This is a genomic window from Daejeonella sp. (genome assembly GCF_037719425.1).
In the GTDB taxonomy this organism is placed as follows: Bacteria; Bacteroidota; Bacteroidia; order Sphingobacteriales; family Sphingobacteriaceae; genus Daejeonella.
In genome coordinates this window covers 29981-31190 of record NZ_JBBJNI010000029.1, presented here as the reverse complement: position 1 = coordinate 31190, position 1210 = coordinate 29981, and the positions used below count along the sequence as shown (strand labels likewise).

At 35.5% G+C, this 1210-nt stretch carries 2 protein-coding genes; both read right to left on the bottom strand.

What is annotated here, in order from left to right; genetic code table 11:
- Positions 1 to 139: 139 nt before the first annotated feature.
- On the bottom strand, positions 140 to 451 hold the full coding sequence (rplU, locus tag WKF69_RS06005; protein ID WP_340380375.1) for a 50S ribosomal protein L21: 312 nt from the start codon (positions 449 to 451) through the stop codon (positions 140 to 142).
- Positions 452 to 611: 160 nt separating this feature from the next.
- On the bottom strand, positions 612 to 1118 hold the full coding sequence (locus WKF69_RS06000) for a hypothetical protein (protein WP_340380373.1): 507 nt from the start codon (positions 1116 to 1118) through the stop codon (positions 612 to 614).
- Positions 1119 to 1210: the final 92 nt, after the last annotated feature.

Genomic DNA, 1210 nt, shown 5'->3' with positions numbered 1-1210 from the left:
TGCTATGTGACTCGCGACCGTTTCTGGAACTACCGGCTCCTTTTTTATGTGCCATTATACTTTATGTTTATGAATTGTCGCCAATTCAGGATTTTAAACTAGATTAAAAACTTATTACTTATAACTTATAACGTATAACTTATAAAGTGATCCCTGTGATCTCTATTTTCGTGAATTGCTGACGGTGTCCGTTTTTCTTTTTGTAACCCTTACGGCGTTTCTTCTTGAAAACGATCACTTTTTCACCTTTTAAATGAGACAAGATCTTAGCAGAAACTTTGGCTCCCTTCAATGCATCAGCACCGATCGAGAATTTACCACCATTTTCTGCCAATAACACGTTGTCAAATTCAATACTAGCGCCTTCATCTCCTTGTAAACGGTGTACAAAAAGATATTGGTCTTTAGCAACTTTAAATTGCTGTCCGGCTATATTTACTATTGCGTACATTATTAATTGATTTTTTAAATGAGGTGCAAATATAGGAATTAGTTTGTAAAATAAAAACAAAAGAAGAATCAAGAACCAAGAACCAAGAGCCAAGATCCAAGACTTCTGTAATAGTAATATATATTGGTTGTTGTCCGAAATCTGACTTCCGACCTCCGTCCTATTTTAAATCCCTATCCCTTGTATCATTAATCATATTGCTAATTTCGGTGATCAGAGACTTAGCGGCATCATTAAGTTTGGGGCTTTCGTCATTCTGAGCATCAAAAAGAACATGCTTTGCTTTTCCCTTATATCTGAATTCGATATAGTAATGCGGTGAATTCGTACTATGGCTGGGATTACCTTTCCCGGAGATCTCTTCAGGGAAATTCCAGAATCCTAGTTCAGCAGCTTTTCTATGCAGATAAAGCAGATCGTCCTTACGTAACTTAACCTTTGTTTTTATCGTAGAATCACGGCTGTTAACATACTGATAGTCGCCTGTTCTGGAATTAAATTTATTGACCAGGCTGTCTCCTAGTCCGTAATTAAATGTGATGGATTCAAAATCTGAAAACCTGTATGGCGCATTTTTCACCATAATCGAATAATAATAAACGCAATACAGCAGGAAAGGAGTAATTATACAAATAGCAAGAAATATCTTTTTCCCTCTTTCGGTCATGCTTTAATTTATCTTTACTAGTTTATGATCCAGTAATCAGTAATCAGTAATCAGTAATCAGTAATCAGTAATCAGTAATCAGTAATCAGTAA

What these genes read in the sequence shown, in the direction of transcription:
- rplU (WP_340380375.1), bottom strand. Translation starts at nt 451, where the DNA reads ATGTACGCAATAGTAAATATAGCCGGACAGCAATTTAAAGTTGCTAAA.
- WKF69_RS06000 (WP_340380373.1), bottom strand. Translation starts at nt 1,118, where the DNA reads ATGACCGAAAGAGGGAAAAAGATATTTCTTGCTATTTGTATAATTACT.